Genomic DNA, 16,925 nt, shown 5'->3' with positions numbered 1-16,925 from the left:
CACAGCAAGTATAAAAAGGGTGGCTTTGGCCGCCCTTTTTTGTGGCCGCTGCCGCTACACTACAGAACTCGAGCCCGCCGCGATCTGTCTGAGAACAGGTCGCGCGAGGCGATAAAATTGTCCAGGAGTAAAGCATGCGTAATCTGATCATCAGCGCCGTTTTTGCCGCTGCCAGCCTGTTCGGCATGACTGCCCAGGCCGCCGAAGCCCCAGCCGCCCCTTATGTCGAACTGACCAATCCGGTTCCGGTTGCCGTGCCTGGCAAGATCGAAGTGGTTGAGCTGTTCTGGTACGGCTGCCCGCATTGCTACGCTTTCGAGCCGGTGATCAATCCATGGGTCGAGAAGCTGCCTTCCGACGTGAATTTCGTCCGTATCCCTGCCATGTTCGGTGGCCCTTGGAACGCACACGGCCAGCTGTTCCTGACCCTCGAAGCGATGGGTGTCGAGCACAAGGTCCATACCGCGGTGTTCGAAGCGATTCAGAAAGAGCACAAAAAGCTGACCGACAAGAATGACATGGCCGATTTCCTGGCCACCCAGGGCGTCGACAAGGACAAATTCCTGGCGACTTTCGATTCTTTCGCCATCAAAGGCCAAATCACCAAAGCCACTGAACTGGCCAAAAAATATGAAATCACCGGCGTTCCAACCTTGATCGTCAACGGCAAGTATCGCTTCGACGTGGGCTCTGCCGGCGGTGCCGAACAAGCCTTGCAACTGGCCGATAAACTGATCGACAAAGAGCGAGCGGCTAATAAGGCTGCCGCCAACTAAGGGCATCGTTTTCCATGCGCCGCTGGGGTACTGAACGCATCGTTGGCCTGCATGATCCGCGGGTTAACGAGCACCATCTGGAGTCGACGGGCCTGCCCGCAGACAGTCGTTTGCGCCTGCTCAGTTTCAATATTCAGGTCGGCATCAGTACCGAGCGCTATCGGCACTACCTGACGCGGGGCTGGCAACATCTGCTGCCCCACACCGGGCGCGCCGGTAATCTGCAGAAGATCGGCAATCTGCTGGGCGACTTCGATCTGGTCGCCTTGCAGGAAGCCGATGGCGGCAGCCTGCGTTCAGGTTACGTCAATCAGGTCGAACACCTGGCCCAGCTCGGCGCATTCCCCTACTGGTATCAACAGCTCAATCGCAATCTCGGCCGTCTCGGCCAGCACAGCAATGGCGTGCTCAGCCGTTTGCGCCCGTGGGCGATCGAGGACCATCCATTGCCTGGGCCAAAAGGCCGTGGAGCGATTCTGGTGCGCTTCGGCGAAGGTCCGGAGGCACTGGTGGTGGTCATGATGCATCTCGCGCTCGGTGCGCGTACTCGAAGCCTGCAATTGGCTTATATCCGCGAGCTCATTGGTGGCTATAAGCACCAGGTGCTGATGGGCGACATGAACACCCATGCCAGTGACCTGCTGCAAAACTCTCCATTGCGTGACCTCGGCCTGCTGGCCCCGCAGCTGGAAGCGACGTTCCCCAGCTGGCGCCCACAGCGCTGCCTGGACCATATTCTTTTGAGTCCGACCCTGACCCTTGAAAAGGTCGAGGTGCTGGCCCAACCCATTTCCGATCACCTGCCGGTCGCGGTAGAGATTCGTCTGCCGGGTTCGCTCACGGCCGATGCATTGCCCGCGTTGAGTCCTGCCCTTCGCGGAACCCCTGAATGAGCGACGAAACACAGCGCTGGAAAGAGAAGTACCTCAAAAGCATCGAACAACAGGAAAAACTCGAACGCCGTTGGGATGCACGACTCGACCTGTTGCGGCGCGGGCTGGTGCGCAGCACCTTGGCGGCGGAAGGCACCGACCGCGCCGTGGACCAGTGCATGAAGGAAATGCGCGAAGTCGTGCGTACCGATGACATGGACGCCGGCCTGGCGGCGTTGATTCCGCGTCTGGAAAAAGCCGTGCTCGACTCTGAGCAACGCCGCGAAACCCGGATCAACCAGACCAGCGCCGCCCTGACCGCGCTGGTCACTCAGTTGCAAACACTGCCGTTGCCACGGGAAGTGAGTCGGCCGCTCAAGAGTTTTGCCAAACAACTGGATGCCCGAGTGGGTCAGGCGCGTGAGATTCCATTGTTGCTCAGTGAGCTGAGTGGTCTGCAAGGTAAAGCGCTGAGCCAGCTTGAGAACCCGGCCGAGCAGGATCGACCGGGTCTGTTGCAGCGGTTGTTTGGACATCGTGATGCGGAGGCAGCGAACACCCCGGATGCCCCTGCGGCGCCTGTCAGCGTCGAGCCACCTACGGCCCGGCAACCTTTGGTCGAGGTGTCGAAGCCACAGTCACTGGCGCCCGAACCCCGGCTTACCGAATTACTTGTGCCGGCCGACGATTCAATCGTCCAGCCGCTTGTTGTGGGCCATCCCGAACCTGCTCCAGTAAGCGAAACCCAGGAGCAACAGGCCCCCGAGACGCTGCGGGCAATTACCGAGTCGGCCATCAACCCCGATGAACTGATCACCCAGGCATCGGCAGAAAACGCGCACCTTCCACCGGCCACCACGGTGGAAATCACCCTGGTCGATCCGGAGTTATCCGAGCACGACATCCTTTACGCCCTGCCAGACTCCCCCGAGCCGTCTTACAGCTCGGTGGCCAGCCATATTGAAGACACACTGCTGGGCCTGCTGGATGACCTGACGTTGCCCGAGCGCCATCGACCGCAAGCCGAGTCCATGCGTGATCGTCTGAAAAACGGTTTGAACTGGTACGAGTTACTGCCGATTCTCGACGATTTCGCGACGTTGATGCTGGCGATCACCGACAGTGGCCAGCACGAATTCGAAGTCTACCTGCAGCGACTCAACGAGCGTCTTGAGTCGTTCCAGAGCAACCTTCAGGCAGCCAGCGCCGGTCACGCCGACAACCGTTCGGCTGCGCGCGAGATGGACACGCAGATCCGCGAACAGGTCGACGGATTGCAGAGCCGCATGCAAGAAGCAGCGGATCTGGACGATCTCAAAGTCGTCCTGGAAAACCACCTCGAAGGCCTGCTCGGCACCATGGACGAGCACCAGAAAAAACGCGACGAACGCGAGCAAGAGGTCGCCGCACGCCTGCACAGTCTGGCGGAACGGGTCGCCCATATGGAGCAGGAGGCCCAAGGTTACCGCGAGCACCTAGAAGAGCAGCGCCAGAAAGCCTTGATCGATCCGTTGACCGGGCTGCCCAATCGGGCCGCGTGGAGCGAGCGGCTGGAGGATGAAGTCAAACAGTGGCAGCAACATGGCAATACGTTGTTGCTGGCCATGTTCGACCTCGATCATTTCAAGCGCATCAACGATAACTACGGGCACCTGGCTGGCGACAAAGTGTTGAAAATCATTGCTGGTGTATTGCGCAAGCGGCTGCGTGGAACGGATTTCATTGCCCGGTTCGGTGGTGAAGAGTTTGTCCTGCTGATGCCGTCCACGGTGCCTGCGGCCGGTCTGAAGCTGCTGGAAAACCTCCGTGCTTCCATCGAAGCCTGCCCGTTTCACTTCAAGGGTGAGCCGGTGACCATCACCATTTCCATGGGGATGACAGCGTTGCGCCCGGGCGAGCAAAGCGATCAGGCGCTTAAAAGGGCCGATCAGGCGTTATATCGAGCGAAAAATGCAGGTCGTAATCGGGTCGAAACGGGCTGATCGCCTATTGTTCCATTATGTTTAATTCAGCGTGAATGCCGTCCGTGTTCAGGGCGGTACGTTACACTGTTGCATTATCGACTCCTGCGTACAGCCTCTCGCCATGAAATATTTTGCCCTCTTCGTGTCTCTGATCCTGCTGGCCGGCTGTGCCAGCGGCCCTCGATTCGACACCCGTCACAAGTCTGCCAATTTCGACAGCCGCATCCAGTTCGTGGTGGTGCACTACACCAATGCCTCAATGGAGCGTTCGCTGCAATTGCTGACCCATGGCGAGGTCAGCAGTCATTACCTGATCGGTGATGACAAGGGCGCCACCATTTTCAAGCTGATGGACGAAAGCCAGCGTGCCTGGCACGCCGGTGAAAGCGAGTGGGACGGCAGGACCTGGCTGAACTCCAGCTCCATCGGCATCGAAATCGTCAATCCGGGCTTCAAGGACACCCCGACCGGCCGGCTCTGGTATCCGTACACCGAGGATCAGATTCAGTCCTTGATCGTGCTGCTCAAGGACATCAGCAAGCGCTACACCATCAATCCTCGCTACATCATCGGTCACAGTGACATCGCACCGCTGCGCAAACTGGACCCGGGCCCGCTGTTCCCCTGGAAGCGCCTCGCCGCCGAGGGTATCGGCATCTGGCCGAACGAACAGGCCGTGGCGCGCCAGCAAATGCAGTTCGCCGCACAATTGCCGAGCATCAGCTGGTTTCAGTCGCAATTGGCACGATTAGGCTATTCCACGCCACAAACCGGTGAGCTGGATGTTGCAACACGGCATGTGATCGCAGCGTTTCAGATGCGTTTCCGGCCAGCCCGTTTCGACGGCACGCCGGATGCGCAAACGGCGGCGATGTTGATGGTCTTAAATCAGACAAAATAATGACGACCGCCCGACGGTGCGGGCGCTTTCTCAATCAGCAGCTATAACTCATTGGTAATTCGCCGGAATTCCACAATGGCTGCTGCTCGAGATACCTTTCGAAGTTGGTTCTATCACCCCTGGTTTCTGGGGTTGATGGCGGCTGTCTTGAGCACAGGCATGTTGATGACAGGCAGTCTGTTCGTCGCACTGCATCAGGTTGAGCAAAACGAGAGCGAGGAAATGAACGCTCAGGGCGAACGTTTCCTCGCCCGTCTGGAACAACTTTTCGGGCAGTTGCGAGAAAGTCTCGACGACCTTGAGGCCCAGCCGTTAAGAGGCTGCGACGATGAGATGATCGCGACCTTGCAGGCGGTCAGTTTCAATTACCGTTTCGTTTACGAAGCAGCCTACATGGATGCTTCGCGTGTCTGCTCAAATCGACCGCGTCAGGAAGGGTTGTCGCTGATTCGACCGCCAGACATCGAAGGCCCTACCTACAGTTACTGGCTCAATACCACGACTGAACCCGACGAAAACCGTGCCGCGCTGATGCTCGGGCGCGGCAATTTTCGCGTGGCGACGTCTCGTGGGCATTTGACCGACATGGTCGATCTGTCGCCGGGTAGCAGCCTGCTGGTTGTTCTGGACGATGGCGCGCGGGCCATTCCGGTGCTGGGGGTCTCACAGCCCTGGCCACCGAAAAAAGGCTGGCCACCGAAAAATCGAGACGCGCTGCAAATTACCGGGACGCGCCTGATTTACCGCATGCCCACCGACAACCCGGAATACCAATTGGTGTTGATCAGTCCACGTAGCGGCATGCATGTGCCGACGGTCTGGTGGTGGTTGTTGCCGGCCAGTTTGGCGTTGGGTGTGTGCGTGGGATTCCTGGTGTTTCTGCTGGTGCGTCAGCGACAGTCGCTGGACGCCGAGCTGACCGGCGCGATTCGACGCGGCGAGTTGCAGGTGTTGTATCAACCGATCTTCGACCTCGATAGCCGTAACTGTGTGGGCGCTGAAGCCCTGCTGCGTTGGCGCAGGCCGGACGGCACACTGACCAGTCCCGATCTGTTCATTCCAATGGCGGAGAACACCGGGCAAATTCGCCAGATGACAGACTTCGTGCTGCAACGCCTGCTTGAACAACTCGGGCAACTGCTGCGCGCCAATCCTCAGCTCTACATTTCGGTCAATCTCGCGGCGTGTGACGTGATGGTTCCGCGGATCGGCCAGGTCATGGAGCGGTTGCTGACACTGCATCGGGTCGCGGCCCGGCAGATTGCCTTCGAGGTCACCGAGCGCGGCCTGATCGATGTGGTAGTGGCCCGGGAAAACCTGCAAGCCTTGCGGGATGTCGGGCATCAGGTGTTGATCGATGATTTCGGTACCGGCTATTGCAGCCTCGCCTACCTGCAAACCTTGCCGGTGGACTGCCTGAAAATCGACAAGGCGTTTATCGACGCCCTGGGCCATGACGCCGCCAGCAGTGGTGTGGCTCCGCACATCATCCACATGGCCCAGTCACTGCACCTCAAGGTGATTGCCGAGGGCATCGAACATGAAGCCCAGGCTGCGTTACTCAGCAGCGAGGGCGTGAAGTTCGGTCAGGGCTGGCTGTTCGCCCAGGCCCTGAGCGCGGTGCAGTTCATTGAACTGATCACCCGAGGGCGCCGCCGCACGGTGCGACGATTGGATGATGAAGCCTGACGCCGCTCTAAACGGTCAGCGCCATGTAGAACTGTGTGCCCTGTCCTGGTCGTGAATAGACGCCCATCCGACCGCCATGCAATTGCACGATTTCCTTGCACAGGGCCAGACCGAGCCCGGCACCGCCCTTCTTGCGCCCGACCTGCACGAACGGTTCAAAGATCCGTCCTTGCTGGCCGTAGGCAATGCCTTCGCCATTGTCTTCAACGCTGATGATCACCCGATCGCCATGCCGTCGGGCCTGCAGACGTATGCGCCCGCCCGAGCCGGTGTGGCGCAGCGCGTTGTCGATCAGGTTATCGAGTACCCGGTCCAATTGCAGCTGGTCAGCTTGCAGCCAAGGCAACGGTCCCTGCACTTCTACCAGCAGGTCGATTTCCTTTTCGCTGGCTGATTCGGCAAAGCGTGTTTGAGCCTGCTCCAGCAAATCCTCGATGGAACAGGGTGTCAGGGTGAGTTTTTGCAAGCCGTTCTGGTAGCGGGAGAAGTTCAGCAGGTCGTTGATCAGTTGCATCAGGCGCTGCATCTCTTCGTTGACCGTGTCCAGCAGATCGGCCTCCCGGGAGTCAGGGGCAAAGTGCGCACGTTCGCGAAACAGACCGAACGCCATGTGCATGCCGGTGACCGGTGTTCGCAACTCATGAGACGCTCGTAACACGAACTCGCTGCGTACCCGTTCGAAGGCCCGCTGTTCCGTTACGTCATGCAGCACCATCACGGCACCGAGAATATGGCCCTGGGTATGGCTGACCGGGGTCAGGCTGTAGGTCAACACGCGCGCTTCACCGTCGACCTCGATGCTCAAATCGTCCGGCGCTCGCTCCAGCGTGCCGCCGCGCAGGACCAGTTGCAGCTGCGGATCGAGTTCAGGGCGCTCCAATGCCGTGCCCAAGCCCTGCCCCAAGCGGTCAGAGTCCCAGCCGAGTTGGCGTTGGGCCACGGGGTTGAGGTGCTCCAGGTTGCCCTGGCGGTCGATCATCAGTAGACCGTCGTCGATACTGTCGAGGACTGCCTGCAAACGCTGCTGACCTGCCAGAAGCTCGTCGACGTTGGTGGCCTGATGGTCGCGCAGCGCTTCGGCCATGATCCCGAAACGCCGGGTCAGTTGGTTCAATTCCGCAGCGGACGAGATCGGCAGTGTGACGTCGAAATTACCTTGGCCGATGTTATCCGCTGCCTGGACCAAGGCTTCAATCGGCGCTCCGAATCGCCGAGCAAGGGCATGGGCGGTGACGAAGCCGATGATCAGTACTGCCAGTCCCACCAGCCCGAGTAACCCGGCCACCAGAAGTGCACGTTCACGGGCCTGTCGCTGGATGAGGTTGATGTCGTCCAGCGCGCGTTTGTGTTCGGCGATCAAGCCATTACGCAGTGCGTTGAACTTGTCCGCGAGGTCATTGTGGCTGCCGAGGACATTTGTGGTGTTCGGGGACAGTTCATATGCCTGGATGAAGCTCTGGTAATCCGCCTTGGCTTTTCTGAATCCGTACTCGTTGCCTTTCTCGTCTTGTGGCTCTTGGGCGATACCTTCTTCAAGCAAACTGAAGTATTGCTGCTTGGAGGCTTCGAAGGCATTTGGATCGGGTTTGTCGCTGAGCAGGATGACCAGTTGGTCGCCCAGGGTCTGACGTAGCTTGAGACCCAGATCCAGAGTGGCGAAATTGTTGCGGATCAGCGATTCCTGGCTAGCCGCCATCTGCATCACGCCGACCAGCCCGAGTAGCAGCCCGAACAAGGCTGCGGTGATGAGTGCGGAAATGCTCAGGAAGAGCCGTGTCCTCAACTTCATCGCCAGTTTCATTGGCAGTGGCTCACAAGTTGTACTGCTTGCGTTTGCGGTACAGCGTCGAAGCATCGATGCCCAGGGTTTTGGCGGCTTGGTCGAGCGTGTCGGCGGTGGCCAGGACTGCGCCGATGTGGGCTTTTTCCAGTTCGTCCAGGCTCAGCGCCGCGCCGATACGTGGCGCATTGTTGACCGGGGTTTCGGCCATGCCCAGGTGGTTGATCTCGACGCGCTCCTGGGGGCAGATGATGCTCGCACGTTCGACGACATTGCGCAGCTCGCGGATGTTGCCCGGCCAGCGGTAGCTCAGCAGCGCTTCCCGCGCCTCATCGCTGAAGGCCCGTGCCGGTCGTGCGTACTCTTTGACGAACCGCGCCAGGAACCGATCGGCGAGGGTGAGAATATCTTCGCGGCGTTCGCGCAGCGGCGGCAGGTGCAAAGTAATGACGTTCAGTCGATAGAGCAGGTCTTCGCGGAAGCGGCCGTCACGCACCATGTCCTCAAGGTTGAGGTTGGTGGCCGCGAGGATGCGCACATCGGCGCGACGGGTCACGGGGTCGCCGACGCGTTCATACTCCTTGTCCTGGATGAAACGCAGCAACTTTGGCTGCAACGTCAGTGGAAAATCACCGATTTCGTCAAGAAACAACGTGCCACCGTCAGCCTGGTTGACGCGACCCAGGGTGCTTTCGCTCGCCCCGGTGAATGCGCCACGGCTATGGCCGAAGAGCTCGCTTTCCATGAGTTCGGCCGTCAGCGACGGGCAATTGATCGTGACGCAGGATTTCTTCGCCCGCTTGCTCCAGCCGTGGATGGCCTGAGACAACTCACCCTTGCCGGTGCCGGATTCGCCAAGAATCAGGATGTTGGCGTCGGTGGTGGCGACCTGTCGGGCGGTTTCGAGAACCACCTTCATGGCCGGACTGTGGGAGTCCAGACCATCCTTGGGTTTGCGTACCTCACCTTCCAGGGCTTCCAGGCGCGCCGACAGTTGCCGCACCTCCAATTGCTTGGCGGTGGCCAGTCGCAATTGATCAGGGCTGCATGGCTTGACCAGATAGTCGGCGGCACCGGCCTGGATGGCGTCCACTGCCGTGTCGACGGCCGAGTGCGCCGTGACAATCACGACCCGCATCCAGGGCGCTTGTACGCGCATTTGCGCCAGCACATCGAGCCCGTTGTCTTCGCCAAGGCGCAAATCGAGGAAGCACAGATCGAAAACCTGACGTTGCAGCAACGTCTCTGCCTGCGCGGCGCTGGTGGCAGTGGCCACGCTGTAGCCTTCGTCTTCGAGGCAATATCGGAAAGTACGCAGGATGGCGGATTCATCGTCCACCAGCAGAATACGGCCTTGATGCTCAGTGGCTGATTCCATTTTCCTACGCTCCTTAGTGAATGGTCTGAATTTAGTCCCGGAAAAATCGGGCAAGTTGCATGGTTGATTCTGAGCCATTCCTGCACAGAGAGGGTAGCGCTCATCTCAATGATCAGTTAGCAGCCTGATTCTTTGGGTCTTTTAATAGAATCCCGGTTTCAGACAACGTCCTGCGTCCATTTCTGACATCTGCGCCCTCCTCGCAATTCCAAAAAAATTACGACTTCCTTGATTGGGATCGTGCAATTCGCACGGTTCTAGGGTCGGCATCGTGCAGGATGCGCCTGAAGTGATTTTCGTTAAGTTGATAACGTATTGATTTAAAAGGTGTTTTGTTCTAAAAAAAATCTGGCATGCAGGGTGCAATGGTCTGATTAACCAGGGCATTCAAGAACAAACGCCCGTCAATCCCGACTTGATTGGGAGGAGCTTCAGGATGAACCGTCAACGTGCCGCCCACTTGCGCCTATCGCCGCTGTATTTCCAGCAAGGCTTGTTCGCTGCTCTGGCGCTGATGATCACATTGATCGGCGGCCAGCAGTTTGTGCGCTGGGAGCAGAGTCAGCAGCCAGACGCGGCGCGCCCAACGTTTCAGTACCCGACCCAAACCCAATTCAGCGCTGTCAGCAGCCAGGCCGACAGCACCCCGATGCGAATGATGGACGTCGACCAGGCCCAGCCTGTGGACGAGATGCGTCCCCAGGAGCGTTGGGTGTTCTAGGCAATACACCTGTCGCCTTTGATGCGCCGGGAAACGCAGCACCTTTAATAGACGCGTAAGGAGAATCACCATGTTGAGCTGGGCAATCACATTCCTGATCATTGCCATTGTCGCTGCCGTACTGGGCTTCGGTGGTATCGCGGGCACCGCCACGGGTATCGCCAAGATTCTGTTTGTCGTGTTCCTGGTGATGTTCATTGCTTCCTTCTTCTTTAGCCGTCGCGGTCGCGGCTGACATGAGCGGTTTGTCGAAAACACTGGCAGCCGCCCTGCTGTTGGGCGGTAGTGCCAGGGCTTGCCGACATGCCTGATCTGCGTATGCAGGGTTTGTTGAAAGATCAGAATTTGTACAGGAAAGAGGCCGCCGCGCTTCTTTCCATCTGCGCCACCTGAGGAAGGCCGGCGCATGACCATGGGGTCGGGACGTTCTGCCTGTGTCAGGGGCGGAGTGACCTACGGGTACAGGGAGTGCCTGCGCGAGGGCCGGGTCAGGAAAAGCTGCGTCGCAAGTTCGCCGACCGACCCAGGCTCGACGGACTTGCGAAGGGCTTGATCACACATACGCTTGAGACCGTCATTCCTTCGTTTTTCCTCTCCCCGTTGGTCATCTGCGCTCACAAACATGATTTGCGCAGCAATCTCTGTGACCGTATATCGAGAAAAATAACCGTTATTTTGCTGTGATTTTTCTCGCCATCACGTGGGATTTTGCTGAAAAAACCACGATCCTGCCCTGCTCAAAAAACAACCAACCTGCTCTGTGATGACCGGTTCACGGCGCTTATGCCTGCTGAAATGTCGTATTCGAACCGATTGCGACGTCGCTTTCAGTAAAAAAACCTCATGCCGATTCGGCATGGGGTAGGCGTTTACGGCATTAGACGTCGCTTCCTTGCATCGGAATAGTTGCGCCTTTTTTCGCCTGCCAGAGAGCTATTAACAAGTGCTCCGGGGCTCCTTATACGGGGGCAGATGCACAGACGGTTTCGCCACAAGCGGGCCAGTCCATGCGTCTGTCCGAGTCAAACTGAAGTAAGGGTAAAGATATGAAGAAGGCAAAGCTTAGCCTCGCCTGGCAGATCCTCATCGGTCTGGTATTGGGGATTGCAATCGGTGCGCTGCTCAACCATTTCAGTGCCGAAAAAGCCTGGTGGATCAGCAACGTCCTGCAACCGGCAGGCGATATCTTTATCCGTCTGATCAAGATGATTGTGATCCCGATCGTGATCTCTTCGCTGATCGTCGGCATTGCCGGTGTGGGTGATGCGAAGAAACTCGGTAGCATCGGCCTCAAAACCATCATCTACTTTGAAGTCGTCACCACCATTGCCATCGTCGTAGGCCTGCTGATGGCCAACCTGTTCCATCCGGGTGCCGGCATCGACATGAGCACGCTGGGAACGGTGGATATCTCCAAGTACCAGGCGACGGCGGCGGAGGTCCAGCATGAACACGCGTTCATTGAGACCATCCTCAACCTGATCCCGTCGAACATCTTCGCGGCCATGACCCGCGGCGAAATGCTGCCGATCATCTTCTTCTCCGTGTTGTTCGGTCTCGGTCTGTCGAGCCTCAAGCCAGAGTTGCGTGATCCGCTGGTCACGATGTTCCAGGGCGTGTCGGAAAGCATGTTCAAGGTCACCCACATGATCATGAACTACGCCCCGATCGGCGTCTTCGCACTGATCGCGGTAACCGTGGCCAACTTCGGTTTCGCTTCCCTGCTGCCGCTGGCGAAACTGGTGATCCTGGTTTACGTCGCCATCGCCTTCTTCGCCTTCGTGGTGCTGGGCCTGATCGCACGCCTGTTCGGCTTCTCGGTGATCAAGCTGATGCGCATCTTCAAGGATGAGCTGGTGCTGGCCTACTCCACCGCTTCCTCCGAGACCGTGCTGCCGCGCGTGATCGAGAAGATGGAAGCCTACGGCGCACCGAAAGCCATTTGCAGCTTCGTGGTACCGACCGGCTACTCGTTCAACCTCGACGGTTCGACCCTGTATCAAAGCATCGCGGCGATCTTCATTGCTCAGCTGTACGGCATTGACCTGTCGGTCGGCCAGCAACTGCTGCTGGTCCTGACCCTGATGGTCACCTCCAAAGGCATCGCCGGCGTACCGGGCGTGTCCTTCGTGGTACTGCTGGCAACTCTGGGCAGCGTTGGTATTCCGCTGGAAGGTCTGGCGTTCATCGCCGGTGTCGACCGCATCATGGACATGGCGCGTACCGCACTGAACGTGATCGGCAACGCCCTGGCCGTACTGGTTATCTCGCGTTGGGAAGGCATGTACGACGATGCCAAGGGCCAGCGCTACTGGAACTCCCTGCCACACTGGCGCAGCAAGGAAAAGCTGCCGGCTGGTGAAGTTTCCAGCAACTGACACCCTCTGTAGAAACCGGCTTGCTGGCGATGAACGATAACGCGATGTGACAGATACACCGCGGTGCAGCAATCGCCAGCAAGCCGGCTCCTACAGATGTGTAGCGCATAGACAAACCCCGGAGAAATCCGGGGTTTGTCGTTTCTGGCCACCCCGCTATCATTCGCGCATCTTTTGGGGGATTTGACTGATGCTTAATGGCCTGTGGCTTGGCTTCTTCGTTGTGGCCGCAATATCGGCGCTGGTGCAGTGGCTGGTCGGCGGTAATGCCGGGATTTTTGCGGCGATGGTGGAGAGCATTTTCGCCATGGCCAAGCTGTCGGTCGAAGTGATGGTCCTGCTGTTCGGCACCCTCACCCTCTGGCTCGGCTTTCTGCGGATCGCCGAGAAAGCCGGGATCGTCGAATGGCTGGCCAAGGCGCTCGGCCCGCTGTTTTTGCGCCTGATGCCGGAAGTCCCGCCCGGTCACCCGGCCATCGGCCTGATCACCCTGAACTTCGCCGCCAACGGCCTGGGCCTGGACAACGCAGCCACGCCGATTGGCCTCAAAGCCATGAAGGCCCTGCAGGAGCTCAATCCCAGCGCCACCATCGCCAGTAACGCGCAGATCCTGTTCCTGGTGCTCAACGCGTCGTCCCTGACGCTGTTGCCGGTGACGATCTTCATGTACCGCGCCCAACAAGGCGCGCCTGACCCGACGCTGGTGTTCCTGCCCATTCTGCTGGCCACCAGTTGCTCGACCATCGTCGGCTTTTTATCCGTGGCCTTCATGCAACGCCTGCGCATCTGGGACCCGGTGGTGCTGGCCTACATGATTCCCGGTGCCCTCATCCTCGGTGGCTTCATGGCGCTGTTGGGCACGATGTCGGCCGCCGCACTGGCCGGTTTGTCATCGATCCTCGGCAACCTGACGCTGTTCGGTCTGATCATGCTGTTCCTTGTGATCGGCGCGCTGCGCAAAGTGAAGGTCTACGAGGCCTTCGTCGAGGGTGCCAAAGAAGGCTTCGATGTCGCGAAGAACCTGCTGCCGTATCTGGTGGCGATGCTGTGTGCGGTGGGCGTGCTGCGGGCGTCCGGGGCGCTGGATTTTGGCCTGGACGGGATTCGTCATCTGGTGGAATGGGCCGGTTGGGATACGCGGTTCGTCGATGCGCTGCCAACCGCCATGGTCAAACCCTTCTCCGGCAGCGCTGCCCGGGCGATGTTGATTGAAACCATGAAGACCTCGGGCGTAGACAGCTTCCCGGCGCTGGTGGCGGCAACCGTCCAGGGCAGCACCGAAACGACGTTCTATGTGCTGGCGGTGTACTTCGGCGCCGTGGGCATCCAGCGCGCTCGGCATGCGGTCGGTTGTGCGCTGCTGGCGGAGCTGGCCGGGGTGCTCGGTGCGATCGGTGTTTGCTACTGGTTCTTCGGTTGATGGGCGCTTGCTGATCCGGACAGCGCTTTGAGTGCTGTCTTGCGCTCCTCTAGCGGCAAGGCGCCAAGCGTTTCCACGGCGGCGTAGAACTTCAGCCAGTCACCGCCCGCCTGGTTGAACAATGCGACAAACGCAGGTACCCATTGGTCATACAGGCCAAACGGCAGTAATCGGGCATTGTTCATCGGAGCATTGATCCAGGCGTCATAGCGTTTGTCGCCTGCCCACTGACGGTCGCGCATTTGCCGGTATTCGCCACGTAACCGCTCAAACTCCGCCGCTTTGCGCTGACGCATTTGTTCGGCCGGCAATGGCTGCGCATAGAGCTTCTCCAATCGGCTGCGGGTGTCCAGCACTAGCTCAATGAACTGGTCACGCTGGCGTGCCTGCGCATTGTTATCGGGAGGAAGGTTGCGAAAGGCGCGCCACTGGCGAGTGCCCTCTTGCTCGACAAACGTGGCAAATGACTCGTTGAACTCGGTGTCGTCCTTCACATACATACGCTGATGCGCCAACTCGTGAAAAATCAGCGTAGCCAGTCGTTCATCGCCCCAACCCATCATCGAATTCAAGATCGGATCGTTGAACCAGCCGAGTGTCGAATAGGCCTCGACACCGCCAATCGACACATCCATCCCTTGCAGACGTTGCAGGGCTGCTTCACCGCGAGCCGCGCTCTGGCTGTAATAACCGCGATAGGCCACGCAACCCGCAATGGGAAAGCAGTGGTTTTGCGGGGTCAGGGAAAACTCCGGCGTGACGAAAACATTCCAGACCACATATGGCCGGCCAATATCGGCGTACAGGCGATAGCTCTGGTTGTCCGGTAGACGCAGCTGCTGGCTGGCGAACGTCCGGGCCGTTTGTGATTGGGCCAGGTGAGCGCGCAGTTTTTGATCGCGAGCCGGATCGGCGATCACTTCGGAAACAGGCTCCCGCGCTCGCAACAGTTGCAGCTGGCCACTGGCCAACTGACTGTAATAGCTGACGCTGCTGCAACCGTTGAGCAACAAAAACATCACACCCGGAAACAAAACGCGAAAAACGCGATCAAGTAACCCAAGGCTTGGAAGTGGCCTGATCAAAATGAATTTACCCTGGAGAGTCTGCCCGCAAGACTATCCCGCCTGACTGGAGCTCCGCTATGCGCATGTTGATGCTGACGGGAAGCCTGCTGTTGCTGGCTGGCTGTGCTGGATTTGGACTACCGCACCACGATCCCTCGCAAGCCTGGATCGATCTGGATTCACAACAAGAAGATACGGCTTTGCAGGCACTGGAGGTCGACGACAAGGCCACTGAGGACAAGCGCTACTTTGAGGTTCAACCCGGCAGCCATGAGTTGACCGTTCGCTACCAGTTCACCGTGCAACCCACCAACATCGGGCCCGACGCTGAGCCGCTGTGGCGCGATTGTCAGATCAACGTGAAATTCAAGGAATTCAATGCCGGCGAGCGCTATGAACTGCAGGCGGGCAATATCGGTTTCCGGCCTTGGGCAAAGCTCTACGATCAACAGCGCAAAGTGATTGGTCAGGGCACGCCGGCGGGCTGCCAACGCACCTGATCAGCGTTATGCTGGATGCCTACCCCTTGAGACATCCAACATGCGCAGGTTGATGCTGTTGTTCGCCGCCAGTGTGGTCGCGGGCTGCCAAACCCCGATGCCGACACCCAATCCTCAAATGGCCTGGGTGGAGTTCTCTACGCCCTTCCCTAACGACAAGTTGTTGATGGCCGAGCGCCTCGACAAGCAGCGATTGCGCGACGGGCGTTATTTCGAAGTGTTGCCCGGCAGCCATGAGCTGGTCGTCCGGTTCGACTTCGAAGTACCCGGTGGCGGGGGCATGAGTATGATGAGTGGGCCCTCGGAACGGCTTTGCTACCTGACCATCAGATATGATCATTTCGAAGCCGGTCAGCGTTACGTGCTCGAAGGCCGCTCAATCGCCTTCACCCCTGGCGCCCGGCTGTATAACGCCAAGCGGGAGATCGTCGCTGAAGATCGGGAAGCCTACTGCCTGATGTGAGTGTCAGCGGTCGTTCTTCTGGTAGATGATCTTCTTGGTGCCGTTTTCACACGAACCCACGACCATATTCTTGTCGTGCACTTCGTCGTTGGTGACGATTTCAAGCGTGTAGGAGGTTACTCCGCTGGCCTGGATCTTGGCTTCGATCTCGGCCTTGAGTTCTTCACAGGGTTTCGGTGCGGCGATCGCCGATGTGGCCAGCGCGCAACAGATAACCACCAAGGCAAAACGTTTCATGGTTGAAGCTCCTTTGAGGCAGCACGCACGGTAATGCGTTTTGGCTGCTGTCATTTATTCGACCACAGTTTTGCCGTTCAGGTTTTGTTTCAGGGCAAAAAGTTCGCAGCCCGAAGGCTGCGAAGCGCAAGCGTATTAGCCAACCAGCGTCGCATCCAGGCTGATTTTCGCATTCAGCACTTTGGACACCGGACAGCCTTCTTTAGCCTTGTTGCTCAGCTCTTCGAACTGGGCTTGAGTTGCGTCGGGGATTTTCGCCTTGAGGATCAGTTTCACGGCCGTGATCGCAAAGCCGCCATCCACCTGGTCCAGAGTCACTTCAGCGTTGGTATCGATGCTGTCGGCTTTCAGCCCCGCCTCCCCCAGAATCATTGAAAACGCCATGGAGAAACAACCCGCGTGGGCTGCGCCGATCAGCTCTTCCGGGTTGGTACCTTTGCCGCCCTCGAAGCGCGCTTTGAAGCCATAAGGTGCCTCTCTGAGTACGCCGGTTTCCGTGGAAATCGAGCCGATGCCGGTTTTCAGGTCCCCTTCCCAATGAGCCGATGCTTTCTTGGTGATAGCCATGCCTGTCTCCTCAAGAGCGGCGCGAAATGTCACGCCTTTGTGGTTTTCGATTAGCAGGGTTGTGAGGATAGACCGAGGCGCAAAGTTCATCCTGTCCGATCGGGACGCTTTTTTTGCAGGATTTTTTACCCGGCTATTGAATCTCGGGTATATGCCCACATTGCATGAAACACGCCTTTGGATTCGGCAGGTTTTTGCTCGCATAAAAACCT

The 16,925-nt window shown here is 58.5% G+C and carries 16 protein-coding genes; 11 read left to right on the top strand and 5 right to left on the bottom strand.

The window, feature by feature from the left end; genetic code table 11:
* Positions 1 to 134 precede the first annotated feature (134 nt).
* The 5 genes from CKW19_RS21325 to CKW19_RS21305 all read left to right on the top strand — a co-directional run bounded on the left by CKW19_RS21325 (position 135) and on the right by CKW19_RS21305 (position 6,202).
* Positions 135 to 776 carry a thiol:disulfide interchange protein DsbA/DsbL gene (locus CKW19_RS21325; protein ID WP_095059715.1) on the top strand — a complete coding sequence of 214 codons (642 nt, stop codon included), beginning with the start codon at positions 135 to 137 and terminating at the stop codon, positions 774 to 776.
* A 14-nt stretch (positions 777 to 790) separates the two neighbouring features.
* Positions 791 to 1,669 carry an endonuclease/exonuclease/phosphatase family protein gene (locus CKW19_RS21320; RefSeq protein WP_095059714.1) on the top strand — a complete coding sequence of 293 codons (879 nt, stop codon included), beginning with the start codon at positions 791 to 793 and terminating at the stop codon, positions 1,667 to 1,669.
* On the top strand, positions 1,666 to 3,630 hold the full coding sequence (locus tag CKW19_RS21315; RefSeq protein ID WP_095059713.1) for a diguanylate cyclase: 1,965 nt from the start codon (positions 1,666 to 1,668) through the stop codon (positions 3,628 to 3,630). Before CKW19_RS21320 ends, CKW19_RS21315 begins: the two co-directional genes overlap by 4 nt.
* Positions 3,631 to 3,733: 103 nt before the next feature.
* Positions 3,734 to 4,513: an N-acetylmuramoyl-L-alanine amidase gene (locus tag CKW19_RS21310; protein WP_095059712.1), complete on the top strand. Its 780-nt coding sequence runs from the start codon at positions 3,734 to 3,736 to the stop codon at positions 4,511 to 4,513.
* Between the two features lie 75 nt (positions 4,514 to 4,588).
* Positions 4,589 to 6,202 (top strand): EAL domain-containing protein, encoded by a 1,614-nt coding sequence (locus CKW19_RS21305; RefSeq protein WP_095059711.1) that lies wholly within the window; start codon positions 4,589 to 4,591, stop codon positions 6,200 to 6,202.
* Positions 6,203 to 6,209: 7 nt separating this feature from the next.
* Here the strand turns inward: CKW19_RS21305 and CKW19_RS21300 are convergent, their stop codons facing one another.
* Together CKW19_RS21300 and algB are read right to left on the bottom strand one after the other, a co-directional pair.
* Positions 6,210 to 8,003 carry a KinB sensor domain-containing domain gene (locus CKW19_RS21300; protein WP_095059710.1) on the bottom strand — a complete coding sequence of 598 codons (1,794 nt, stop codon included), beginning with the start codon at positions 8,001 to 8,003 and terminating at the stop codon, positions 6,210 to 6,212.
* Between the two features lie 10 nt (positions 8,004 to 8,013).
* Positions 8,014 to 9,360 (bottom strand): sigma-54-dependent response regulator transcription factor AlgB, encoded by a 1,347-nt coding sequence (gene algB / locus CKW19_RS21295; protein ID WP_095059709.1) that lies wholly within the window; start codon positions 9,358 to 9,360, stop codon positions 8,014 to 8,016.
* A gap of 436 nt (positions 9,361 to 9,796) precedes the next feature.
* Here algB and CKW19_RS21290 point away from each other — a divergent pair, with 436 nt between their 5' ends.
* From CKW19_RS21290 to CKW19_RS21275, 4 genes are all read left to right on the top strand, one after another.
* The gene (locus tag CKW19_RS21290) at positions 9,797 to 10,081 is read left to right on the top strand and encodes a hypothetical protein (protein ID WP_095059708.1); all 285 of its coding nucleotides are present in this window, start codon (positions 9,797 to 9,799) and stop codon (positions 10,079 to 10,081) included.
* Positions 10,082 to 10,151: 70 nt separating this feature from the next.
* Positions 10,152 to 10,316, top strand: coding sequence for a DUF1328 domain-containing protein (locus tag CKW19_RS21285; RefSeq protein WP_020798027.1), 165 nt, complete (start codon positions 10,152 to 10,154; stop codon positions 10,314 to 10,316).
* Positions 10,317 to 11,127: 811 nt separating this feature from the next.
* A complete protein-coding gene (gltP, locus tag CKW19_RS21280; RefSeq protein WP_095059707.1) occupies positions 11,128 to 12,459 on the top strand; it encodes a glutamate/aspartate:proton symporter GltP in 1,332 nt (443 codons plus the stop codon).
* A 190-nt stretch (positions 12,460 to 12,649) separates the two neighbouring features.
* Positions 12,650 to 13,879 carry a nucleoside recognition domain-containing protein gene (locus CKW19_RS21275; protein WP_095059706.1) on the top strand — a complete coding sequence of 410 codons (1,230 nt, stop codon included), beginning with the start codon at positions 12,650 to 12,652 and terminating at the stop codon, positions 13,877 to 13,879.
* On the opposite strand, the gene CKW19_RS21270 is transcribed toward CKW19_RS21275, so the two are convergent.
* Positions 13,861 to 14,964, bottom strand: coding sequence for an aminopeptidase (locus tag CKW19_RS21270; RefSeq protein ID WP_095059705.1), 1,104 nt, complete (start codon positions 14,962 to 14,964; stop codon positions 13,861 to 13,863). The genes CKW19_RS21275 and CKW19_RS21270 overlap by 19 nt on opposite strands.
* 59 nt (positions 14,965 to 15,023) lie before the next feature.
* Here CKW19_RS21270 and CKW19_RS21265 point away from each other — a divergent pair, with 59 nt between their 5' ends.
* Together CKW19_RS21265 and CKW19_RS21260 are read left to right on the top strand one after the other, a co-directional pair.
* The gene (locus CKW19_RS21265; protein ID WP_095059704.1) at positions 15,024 to 15,446 is read left to right on the top strand and encodes a hypothetical protein; all 423 of its coding nucleotides are present in this window, start codon (positions 15,024 to 15,026) and stop codon (positions 15,444 to 15,446) included.
* Between the two features lie 40 nt (positions 15,447 to 15,486).
* Positions 15,487 to 15,909 carry a hypothetical protein gene (locus CKW19_RS21260; RefSeq protein ID WP_095059703.1) on the top strand — a complete coding sequence of 141 codons (423 nt, stop codon included), beginning with the start codon at positions 15,487 to 15,489 and terminating at the stop codon, positions 15,907 to 15,909.
* Between the two features lie 3 nt (positions 15,910 to 15,912).
* On the opposite strand, the gene CKW19_RS21255 is transcribed toward CKW19_RS21260, so the two are convergent.
* Positions 15,913 to 16,146: a DUF1161 domain-containing protein gene (locus CKW19_RS21255; protein WP_095059702.1), complete on the bottom strand. Its 234-nt coding sequence runs from the start codon at positions 16,144 to 16,146 to the stop codon at positions 15,913 to 15,915.
* 135 nt (positions 16,147 to 16,281) lie between these two features.
* Entirely contained in the window at positions 16,282 to 16,713 is a 432-nt protein-coding gene (locus tag CKW19_RS21250) for an OsmC family protein (RefSeq protein WP_095059701.1), read from the bottom strand.
* Positions 16,714 to 16,925 lie beyond the last annotated feature (212 nt).

This window comes from Pseudomonas sp. Irchel s3f7 (genome assembly GCF_900187615.1).
GTDB lineage: Bacteria > Pseudomonadota > Gammaproteobacteria > Pseudomonadales > Pseudomonadaceae > Aquipseudomonas.
Note: the sequence above shows the minus strand (reverse complement) of the source record. Positions and strands in the feature narration are given on the sequence as shown.

Coding starts and splice junctions, on each gene's coding strand:
- CKW19_RS21325 (WP_095059715.1), top strand. CDS start 135: ATGCGTAATCTGATCATCAGCGCCGTTTTTGCCGCTGCCAGCCTGTTC.
- CKW19_RS21320 (WP_095059714.1), top strand. CDS start 791: ATGCGCCGCTGGGGTACTGAACGCATCGTTGGCCTGCATGATCCGCGG.
- CKW19_RS21315 (WP_095059713.1), top strand. CDS start 1,666: ATGAGCGACGAAACACAGCGCTGGAAAGAGAAGTACCTCAAAAGCATC.
- CKW19_RS21310 (WP_095059712.1), top strand. CDS start 3,734: ATGAAATATTTTGCCCTCTTCGTGTCTCTGATCCTGCTGGCCGGCTGT.
- CKW19_RS21305 (WP_095059711.1), top strand. CDS start 4,589: ATGGCTGCTGCTCGAGATACCTTTCGAAGTTGGTTCTATCACCCCTGG.
- CKW19_RS21300 (WP_095059710.1), bottom strand. CDS start 8,003: ATGAAACTGGCGATGAAGTTGAGGACACGGCTCTTCCTGAGCATTTCC.
- algB (WP_095059709.1), bottom strand. CDS start 9,360: ATGGAATCAGCCACTGAGCATCAAGGCCGTATTCTGCTGGTGGACGAT.
- CKW19_RS21290 (WP_095059708.1), top strand. CDS start 9,797: ATGAACCGTCAACGTGCCGCCCACTTGCGCCTATCGCCGCTGTATTTC.
- CKW19_RS21285 (WP_020798027.1), top strand. CDS start 10,152: ATGTTGAGCTGGGCAATCACATTCCTGATCATTGCCATTGTCGCTGCC.
- gltP (WP_095059707.1), top strand. CDS start 11,128: ATGAAGAAGGCAAAGCTTAGCCTCGCCTGGCAGATCCTCATCGGTCTG.
- CKW19_RS21275 (WP_095059706.1), top strand. CDS start 12,650: ATGCTTAATGGCCTGTGGCTTGGCTTCTTCGTTGTGGCCGCAATATCG.
- CKW19_RS21265 (WP_095059704.1), top strand. CDS start 15,024: ATGCGCATGTTGATGCTGACGGGAAGCCTGCTGTTGCTGGCTGGCTGT.
- CKW19_RS21260 (WP_095059703.1), top strand. CDS start 15,487: ATGCGCAGGTTGATGCTGTTGTTCGCCGCCAGTGTGGTCGCGGGCTGC.
- CKW19_RS21255 (WP_095059702.1), bottom strand. CDS start 16,146: ATGAAACGTTTTGCCTTGGTGGTTATCTGTTGCGCGCTGGCCACATCG.
- CKW19_RS21250 (WP_095059701.1), bottom strand. CDS start 16,713: ATGGCTATCACCAAGAAAGCATCGGCTCATTGGGAAGGGGACCTGAAA.